Origin of the sequence: Pseudomonas sp. G(2018) (genome assembly GCF_005502415.1) — a bacterium.
Lineage (GTDB): Bacteria > Pseudomonadota > Gammaproteobacteria > Pseudomonadales > Pseudomonadaceae > Aquipseudomonas.
Genome location: NZ_SCOO01000010.1, coordinates 164,523 through 172,760, shown reverse-complemented (window position 1 = coordinate 172,760; position 8,238 = coordinate 164,523). Strand labels below are relative to the sequence as shown.

Sequence of the window (8,238 nt, the reverse complement as noted above, 5' to 3'; positions counted from 1 at the left end):
CGACTTCGACAAGGCGTACATGGGGTGGGAGGGACATGGGGTTCGACCTGTATTGGTTGAAGGCCCTGTAGAAGCGAGCATGCTCGCGAAAAACGTCCCGGCGACGCGTTCATCCAGACAACCCGCGTCATCGTTGACGACCATCGCGAGCAGAGCTCGCTCCTACACGGCCTGTTGATTCTTGAGGGTTTGCTCCAGCGCCTGCACACAGCGCTCTTCAGCGGTATCAAGCTCCAGTTTCATCTGTTCGATGTCCAGCAGCTGCTGTTCCAGCTGTTCCCGACGCTCGCTGATCTTGGCCAGCATGCTGTGCAGTTGCTTGGTGTTACCGCTGGACGGGTCGTAGAGTTCGATCAATTCGCGGCATTCGGCCAGGGAAAAACCGATGCGTTTGCCCCTCAGGATCAGCTTCAGGCTGACTTTGTCACGGGGCGAATAGATGCGTTCCTGACCACGGCGTTCGGGGCTGAGCAGGCCTTGCTCTTCATAGAAACGAATAGCCCGGGTGGTGATGTCGAGCTCGCGGGCGAGGTCGGAAATGCTGTAGGTCTGGCTGCTCATGGAAGCGCTCGCAAAAGGTCATGGCGCTAAGCTAATGGCAGGTTGACGTTTACGTCAAGGGGCAGGGTTTCTCGGTGTCATCAATGGCCTCTTAGCGGGCAAGTCGGATCGCCGCACCGCCGCTCCCACAGGGATCACGCTGAAACTGTGGGAGCGGGCGCGAAGAACGATAACTCGGTGTAAAGCCTTATATCTTCTCCAGCTTCTTCTCATGCGCCGTCACCTGCTGGCACAGCTCGATCATCTGTTCGCGCATCCAGCGGTTGGCCGGGTCCTGGTCGGTGCTTTCGTGCCAGTAGAGGTGGGTTTCCACCGGCGGCACATCGTTGACCGGCAGGCTGAAGGCGTGCAGATCGTTACGGCGGGCGAAGCGTTCCGGCACGGTCATGACCATGTCGGTCTGCTGCAACACTTGCGAGGCCATCAGGTAATGCTGGGAGCGCAGGGCGATCTTGCGCTGGATGCCCATCTTGCCCAAGGCCAGGTCGACATGACCCAAACCGCTGCGACGACTGGAAATATGGATGTGGGTCAGGCCCAGGTAATCGTCCAGGGTGAATTTCTCTTTGGCCGCCAGCGGGTGCCCTTTGCGCATCGCACAGACGTAGCGGTCTTCCATCAACTTGACGTGGCGCACCTGGGGGTCGGTGTTGAGCGGTGCGTCCACGGCGAAATCGAGGCGACCGGCCGCCAGCTCCTTGGTGGTCTCACGGCGCTTGGACAGGAAACTCTCGATGATCACCGTCGGTGCGAGGCGGCGCAGGCGCTGGAACAGCGGCGGCAGGATCACCGCTTCGGTCAGGTCGGTCATGCTGATGCGGTACGTCTTCACCGCCTGCAGCGGGTTGAAAATGCGGCTTTCCTGGACCGATACCCGCAGCAGCGAAAGGGCGTTACGCACGGGGCCGATGATGTTCTGCGCCATCGGCGTGGGCACCATGCCCTGGGCGGTGCGGACGAACAGCGGATCGTTGAAGGTCTCGCGCAGGCGGGCCAGTGCGTTCGACACCGCGGGTTGGGTAATGCCGACAATCTGCCCGGCGCGGGTCAGGTTGGCTTCGGTGTAGATCGCGTCGAAGACGATGAAAAGGTTGAGGTCGACCTTGCTCAGATTCATTTACGCGGCTCTCTTATTGTGTGGACGGGTAGCCTTGGCTATCAGTCGATCATATATCGGTGATGAATGTTAATACACGCCGAAAATAGGCTAGGTAAATTTTCGTAGCTGTTCTAGCATCGATCGCATGTCTTGAACAACTCCTCTGAAACCCTCGAAAAGGTAGAGCTGCCCATGGATTTCGCTTATTCGCCCAAGGTGCAAGAACTGCGTGAGCGCGTGACCGCGTTCATGGACACCTACGTCTATCCCGCCGAAGCCGTGTTCGAGCGCCAGGTTGCCGAAGGCGATCGCTGGCAGCCGACCGCGATCATGGAAGAACTCAAACTCAAGGCCAAGGCCGAAGGCTTGTGGAATTTGTTTCTGCCTGAGTCCGAACTCGGCGCCGGCCTGACCAACCTTGAATACGCGCCGCTGGCGGAAATCATGGGCCGCTCGCTGCTGGGGCCGGAGCCGTTCAACTGCTCGGCGCCGGACACCGGCAACATGGAAGTGCTGGTGCGTTACGCCAACGAAGAACAGAAACAACGTTGGCTGGAGCCGCTGCTGCGCGGCGAGATCCGCTCGGCGTTCGCCATGACCGAGCCGGACGTTGCGTCCTCCGATGCCACCAACATGGCGGCCCGCGCGGTGCGTGATGGCGATGAGTGGGTCATCAACGGCAAGAAATGGTGGACTTCCGGCGCCTGTGACCCGCGTTGCAAGATCCTGGTCTTCATGGGCCTGAGCAATCCCGACGCGCCACGCCACGCGCAACACTCGATGATTCTGGTGCCGGTCGATACCCCCGGCGTGAAGATCGTGCGTCCGCTGCCGGTGTTCGGTTATGACGATGCACCCCACGGTCACGCCGAAGTGCTGTTTGAAAACGTACGGGTGCCGTACGAAAACGTCCTGCTGGGCGAAGGACGCGGCTTCGAGATTGCTCAAGGTCGTCTCGGCCCAGGCCGGATTCACCACTGCATGCGCTCGATCGGCATGGCTGAGCGCGCGCTGGAGCTGATGTGCAAACGCTCGGTGAACCGCACCGCGTTCGGCAAGCCTCTGGCGCGCCTGGGCGGCAACATCGACAAGATCGCCGACTCGCGGATGGAAATCGACATGGCCCGCCTGTTGACGTTGAAAGCGGCGTACATGATGGACACCGTCGGCAACAAAGTGGCGAAGAGCGAAATCGCGCAGATCAAAGTGGTGGCGCCGAACGTGGCCTTGCGGGTGATCGACCGGGCGATCCAGATCCATGGCGGGGCAGGGGTGTCGAACGATTTCCCGTTGGCCTATATGTACGCGATGCAGCGCACCCTGCGCCTGGCCGACGGCCCGGATGAAGTGCACCGCGCGGCGATCGGCAAGTTCGAAATCGGCAAGTACGTACCGAAAGAGATGCTGCGTAGCGGGCAGTAAGTCCGCGTTATCGTTCATCGCGGGCAAGTCGGATCGCCGCTCCCACAGGTTGAGTGTGATCCCTGTGGGAGCGGCGGTGCGGCGATCCGACTTGCCCGCGATGGCATAGGCCCATTCAACACAGAAACACCTGATTCAATAAACCCAAACCTCAACCCGCCGATTCTTGATCCGTCCTTCATCCGCGCTGTTGGCCGCCACCGGCATTTCGGCACCGAAGCCGCGAATTTCGCGCAGCACCACGCCGCTTTTCACCAGTTCCCGCCGTACCGTCATGGCCCGCAGTTTCGACAACAGGTCGGCACGCGCCGGGTCGCTCTTGGCATCGCCAAAACCCACCAGCGTGACTTGCCGATCGGTTTTGTCATGCTGCTTTATATAGTCGAGTACCCGTGACAGGTCCTGCCGGGCCTTGTTGTCGAGGCTGGCGCTGCCTTCTTCGAAGCGAAAGTTGACGCTCAGTCGTTGGGCGTGGCGGCTGAGTTCCTGATAGCCCTCGGGCATCAGCGCATTGGGGGTGACGGCCATGGCTTGCACGGTCTGGGCGATGAAACCGTTGGCGGCAACAATCGCCTGGCCCTGGCTGCTTTGGGCAAAGGCCACCAGCGCCTCGGCCCAGGGATTTTTCCCGTTTGGCGGCAGGTAAAAGAACAAGCGGCGGGACAGCGGATAGTCTTCGGTGGCAATCAGGCTGCCCTGCGGCAGCATGGCCTGGGATTGACCATCGACAATCGCTACGGCTTTGGCATTGCGCACGTAAGGCAGTCCAATAAAGCCTATGCCTTGCGGGTCGAGGCTGACCGCGTCGGACAATTGTTCGCTGGATTCAAAGCGTTTCGCGCTGCCGCCGAGGGTTTTTCCGTGGCCACTGAGGACCAGTTCCTTGAAGGTGTCGTACGTGCCGGACTGATCATCCCGCGCATATAGATGAATCGTCCCGCCGCTGCCGCCGAGATCTTCCCAGGTTTTGACTTCGCCACTGAAAATGCGCGCCAGTTGCACGGTGTCGAGTTGGTTCAGCGGATTCTGCGGGTGAAGGATGATCGCCAGGCCGTCGATGGCGATGACCTGTTCGGCACCAGGGCTTTTCAGATCACCCAGTGACTGGAGGTCGGTCACCTCGCGATCCTTGATCGGACGTGATGAGGCCGCCAGATCGGCGCTGCCGGTTTTCAGCGCGCTGAAGCCGGTGCTGGAACCGTGGGCCGTGAGCTCTACCTCGACCCGGCGTCCCAGTGCGGTTTCACCGACGATCCGCAGTTCATTGGCCTTGTCAGGGGCCTCGGCATGTACTTTGACAAGGCCCTGTTGGCGCATCAAGCCTTCGACCAACGCCGGGCCCAATGCCGCGCCGATGGTGTTGGAACCCTGGATGCGCAGCACCGGGCCTTGTTCGGGCGTCGGTAAATCGCTGGCCGAGGCCGTCAATGGCAGCCAGCTGCACAGCATCAACAGGAACAACACGCGCAGCGTCATGCCGGCACCTTACATAGCGAAAGAGGTGTCGGGAGATTAAGTCAGTAAGGTTTCCGAAATATGACGCTTTCCCCTGTGGGAGCGAGCCGGCTCGCTCCCACAGGGGGGGAATTGCGCTGTGCTTGAGATCAGCTCAATTCAAGCCAGATCGGCGCATGATCCGAGGGTTTCTCCATGCCGCGCAGCTCGTAATCCACGCCCGCATCCTTGACCCGCGGCAGCAAGCCGTGGGACGCCAGGATCAAGTCGATGCGCAGGCCGCGCTTGGGCTCGTCTTCAAAACCGCGGCTGCGGTAGTCGAACCAGCTGAAACGATCGGCCACATCCGGGTTGAGGTGACGGAAGCTGTCCACCAGGCCCCAGTTTTTCAAGCGGGCCATCCACTCGCGCTCTTCCGGCAGGAAGCTGCATTTGCCGGTTTTCAGCCAGCGCTTCATGTTGTCCGGACCGATCCCGATGTCGCAGTCTTCCGGGGAAATGTTCACATCGCCCATGACTACCAGCGGCTGCTCGTTCTTGAACTGGCTTTCCAGCAGTTGCTGCAAATCGCTGTAGAAACGTTGCTTGGCCGGGAATTTGGTCGGGTGGTCGCGGCTTTCACCTTGTGGGAAGTAGCCGTTCATGATGGTCACCGGCACACCATTGGCGTCGGCGAATGTGCCCCAGATGAAGCGCCGCTGCGCGTCTTCTTCATCGGTGGCGAAACCTTTGTGCAGGGCCAGTGGCTCCTGACGCGAGAGCAGGGCCACGCCGTAGTGCCCCTTTTGCCCGTGGAAATACACGTGATAGCCCAGGGCCTTGATTTCTTCGAGCGGAAACTGGTCATCGTGGACCTTGGTTTCCTGCAAGCCGATCACATCGGGCTGGTGCTTTTCAATCAGCGCCGCCAGCTGATGGGGACGGGCGCGCAGCCCGTTGATGTTGAAGGAGACAATCTTCATGGTCGGCAGTCCTGGCAAAAGGGCGATGCTAGCTGACATGGTGCAATGGAGCCAGTGTTGGGGGATTCAATGTGTTCTGTCAGATCTTTGTTGGCAGTGCGGGCCTCTTCGCGGGCAAGTCGGATCGCCGCGATGAGGCCGGTGCAGCCAGCCTGAACCCTCTACCGCTCCCACAGCGATTCACTCTGGTCTATACCTGTGGGGGAACTGTGTCATCACCCATAGGCTCGTACGAATAAGAGCGCAGCCACCCGCGCCGCGCCGGGGAGATCAACCGTCATGCCCGAAACCTCCACCGCCATCGCCGATATCCACATGCTCGACAGCGGCTATTCCCGCGAAGCGCGTTCGTTGTTGTACCAGGCTTACCGGCACGAGCCGACCTTCAGTTACCTGTTCGAGTCGGAGCGCCCCGGGTACGAACAGCGGGTGCGCGCCACCGTACGGGAACTGGTCCAGCAGCACTTCCTGCAGGACTTACCGGCCATTGGCCTACTGGTCAATGACCGCTTGATCGGCATCGCTCTGATCGCGCCGCCGCAACGTCGGCTGGGCATCACCGAAAGCTGGGCCTGGCGCCTGCGGATGGTACTCAGCACCGGCTTTCGCTGCACCCGCCGCTACCTTGAGTATCACGATGCGGTCGCGGCCTGTGCGCCGTCGGACTCGGTGCATGTCCTGCCGTTGCTGGGCATTCATCCGCAATTCCAAGGCAAACACTTCGGCGAGCAGTTGCTGCAAGCGGTGCACAACTGGTGCGCGGTGGATGAAAGTTCCCAAGGGGTGATGCTCGATACCGGGGATCCGCGTTACCTGGATTTCTACAAGCGGCAGGGCTATGAGGAAATCGGCGAAGTGGCCGTAGGGCCGGTACGCGAGCATGTGTTTTTCCACGCCAACCCTCAGGTGGTACAAACCGCCACGGCTTGAACGGCGAACTTTACAGACGCGCCAGGCTCTATCACGCTCCCACTGTTTACGAACCCGCACGTGATAGCATCCGCGCCTATGAAGTTTCCAGGAAGAATAACCAGTGGCGTGCTCATGCTGATCAGCAGCTGCGCGGCACTGGCCCAAAGTGAATTGGATGTGCGGATCAACCCGTCCAACGATGCACTGAAAGCCAATATAGAGGGCTATATCGGCAGTCTCGGCGATCGTGACGAAGAAGCCTTGTTGCGCTTCAGTCGTGGCGCTGAGGAGCAGGCGCGCAAGGCTGCCCAGGCCCTGGGTTATTACCAGCCGCAGATCGACAGCGATGTGAAGGGCGGCAAGACGCCGCGTCTGATACTCAACATCGAGCCCGGTGAGCCGGTGCATTTGCGCAACGTCACCATCCGCGTCGACGGCCCGGCGGCGTCCCTCAAAGCCTTTCGTGTGCCCAAGAGCCATGCGCTGCAAACCGGTGCAGTGCTTAACCATGGCCAGTACGACGACGCCAAGCGCCTGATCCAGAACCAGGCCTCGCGCTACGGTTTTTTCAGCGGCCGTTTTACCCGTTCGAAGCTGTCGGTCGATCCGCGGGCCGGTGTGGCCGATATCGAACTGATTTACGACAGCGGCCCGCGTTATTCCCTGGGCAAGGTCAGCTTCGAGGGCGACACGCCGTTCGACGAGGATCTGCTGCAACGCATGGTGCCGTTCAAGGCTGGCACGCCCTATGACTCCGAACTGATCGCCGAACTCAACCAGGCGCTGCAATCGAGTGGTTACTTCGAAGGCGTGCGGGTCGATGCGGCTCCGACGGCATCCAAGGAGGATGTGATCCCGGTGGACGTCAAACTGGAAACCCGCAAGCCGCGAACCATGGGCCTTGGCCTTGGCTATTCCACCGACGTCGGCCCCCGGGTCAAGGCCAACTGGACCCGCCACTGGGTCAATCCACAGGGCCACAGCTATGGCTGGGAGACCGAAATCTCGGCGCCGCGGCAAAACGTCGGGGTGTTCTACGACATCCCGCTGGACCCACCGCTGACCGACAAACTGCGCTTCGCCGGTGGTTATCAGAATGAAGAAATCGCCGACAAGGACAGCCTCAGCAAGTTGCTGACGCTGGGCCCGGAATGGCACAGCAAGTTACCCAGCGGTTGGCAGCGGGTGGTGTCGCTCAAGTGGCAACGCGAGGAATACCGGCTGGGTGACGACTCCGGGCTCAGCACCTTGCTGATGCCCGGCGTGAGCTATTCGTACCTCAAAAGCGACAACCGCATCGATCCGCACAACGGTTATCGCCTGGAATTCGAAACCAAAGTGGCCAAGGAAGGCTTGGGTTCGGACAACAACTTGCTGTACGGCACGGCGCTGGTCAAAGGCCTGACCACGGTGTTCGACAAGCACCGTTTACTCGGTCGGGTACAGGTCGGCGGCAGCGCCACCAACGGCTATAAATCGATACCTCCTTCGCTGCGGTTCTTTGCCGGTGGCGACCAGAGCGTGCGTGGTTACGACTACCAGAGCCTGTCCCCGGAAAACAACCAGGGCGATCGCATCGGCGGCCGTTACATGGTCACCGCCAGTGCCGAGTATCAGTACTCTGTTGCTGAAAAATGGCGGGTTGCGACCTTTATCGACCAGGGCAACGCCTTCAATACCCTCGAACTGCCGAACCTCAAGACCGGGGTCGGTATCGGCGTGCGCTGGGTCTCGCCGGTGGGGCCGATCCGCCTCGACCTGGCCCATGCGATGGACGACGATGGTGGCATTCGACTGCACTTTTCCATGGGGCCTGAGTTGTGAAGC

General features: G+C 60.6%; 7 protein-coding genes. 3 read left to right on the top strand and 4 right to left on the bottom strand.

What is annotated here, in order from left to right; translation table 11 throughout:
• Positions 1-162: 162 nt before the first annotated feature.
• Together FFS64_RS13335 and FFS64_RS13330 are read right to left on the bottom strand one after the other, a co-directional pair.
• Complete coding sequence (locus FFS64_RS13335) at positions 163-561, bottom strand: MerR family DNA-binding transcriptional regulator (protein ID WP_137805771.1); 399 nt, start codon at positions 559-561, stop codon at positions 163-165.
• Positions 562-748: 187 nt separating this feature from the next.
• Positions 749-1,678, bottom strand: coding sequence for a LysR family transcriptional regulator (locus FFS64_RS13330; protein ID WP_137805770.1), 930 nt, complete (start codon positions 1,676-1,678; stop codon positions 749-751).
• A 174-nt stretch (positions 1,679-1,852) separates the two neighbouring features.
• Here FFS64_RS13330 and FFS64_RS13325 point away from each other — a divergent pair, with 174 nt between their 5' ends.
• A complete protein-coding gene (locus tag FFS64_RS13325; RefSeq protein WP_137805779.1) occupies positions 1,853-3,082 on the top strand; it encodes an acyl-CoA dehydrogenase in 1,230 nt (409 codons plus the stop codon).
• Positions 3,083-3,217: 135 nt separating this feature from the next.
• Here the strand turns inward: FFS64_RS13325 and FFS64_RS13320 are convergent, their stop codons facing one another.
• Positions 3,218-4,558 carry a substrate-binding domain-containing protein gene (locus FFS64_RS13320; RefSeq protein ID WP_137805769.1) on the bottom strand — a complete coding sequence of 447 codons (1,341 nt, stop codon included), beginning with the start codon at positions 4,556-4,558 and terminating at the stop codon, positions 3,218-3,220.
• A 128-nt stretch (positions 4,559-4,686) separates the two neighbouring features.
• A complete protein-coding gene (gene xthA, locus FFS64_RS13315; protein ID WP_137805768.1) occupies positions 4,687-5,499 on the bottom strand; it encodes an exodeoxyribonuclease III in 813 nt (270 codons plus the stop codon).
• 279 nt (positions 5,500-5,778) lie between these two features.
• Here xthA and FFS64_RS13310 point away from each other — a divergent pair, with 279 nt between their 5' ends.
• Entirely contained in the window at positions 5,779-6,429 is a 651-nt protein-coding gene (locus tag FFS64_RS13310) for an N-acetyltransferase (RefSeq protein WP_137805767.1), read from the top strand.
• A 78-nt stretch (positions 6,430-6,507) separates the two neighbouring features.
• Positions 6,508-8,235 (top strand): autotransporter assembly complex family protein, encoded by a 1,728-nt coding sequence (locus FFS64_RS13305; protein WP_137805766.1) that lies wholly within the window; start codon positions 6,508-6,510, stop codon positions 8,233-8,235.
• The last annotated feature ends 3 nt before the right edge of the window (positions 8,236-8,238 follow it).

Bases quoted from the DNA above. Each gene is read 5' to 3' on its own strand.
- xthA (WP_137805768.1), bottom strand. From the start codon at position 5,499: ATGAAGATTGTCTCCTTCAACATCAACGGGCTGCGCGCCCGTCCCCAT.
- FFS64_RS13330 (WP_137805770.1), bottom strand. From the start codon at position 1,678: ATGAATCTGAGCAAGGTCGACCTCAACCTTTTCATCGTCTTCGACGCG.
- FFS64_RS13320 (WP_137805769.1), bottom strand. From the start codon at position 4,558: ATGACGCTGCGCGTGTTGTTCCTGTTGATGCTGTGCAGCTGGCTGCCA.
- FFS64_RS13325 (WP_137805779.1), top strand. From the start codon at position 1,853: ATGGATTTCGCTTATTCGCCCAAGGTGCAAGAACTGCGTGAGCGCGTG.
- FFS64_RS13310 (WP_137805767.1), top strand. From the start codon at position 5,779: ATGCCCGAAACCTCCACCGCCATCGCCGATATCCACATGCTCGACAGC.
- FFS64_RS13305 (WP_137805766.1), top strand. From the start codon at position 6,508: ATGAAGTTTCCAGGAAGAATAACCAGTGGCGTGCTCATGCTGATCAGC.
- FFS64_RS13335 (WP_137805771.1), bottom strand. From the start codon at position 561: ATGAGCAGCCAGACCTACAGCATTTCCGACCTCGCCCGCGAGCTCGAC.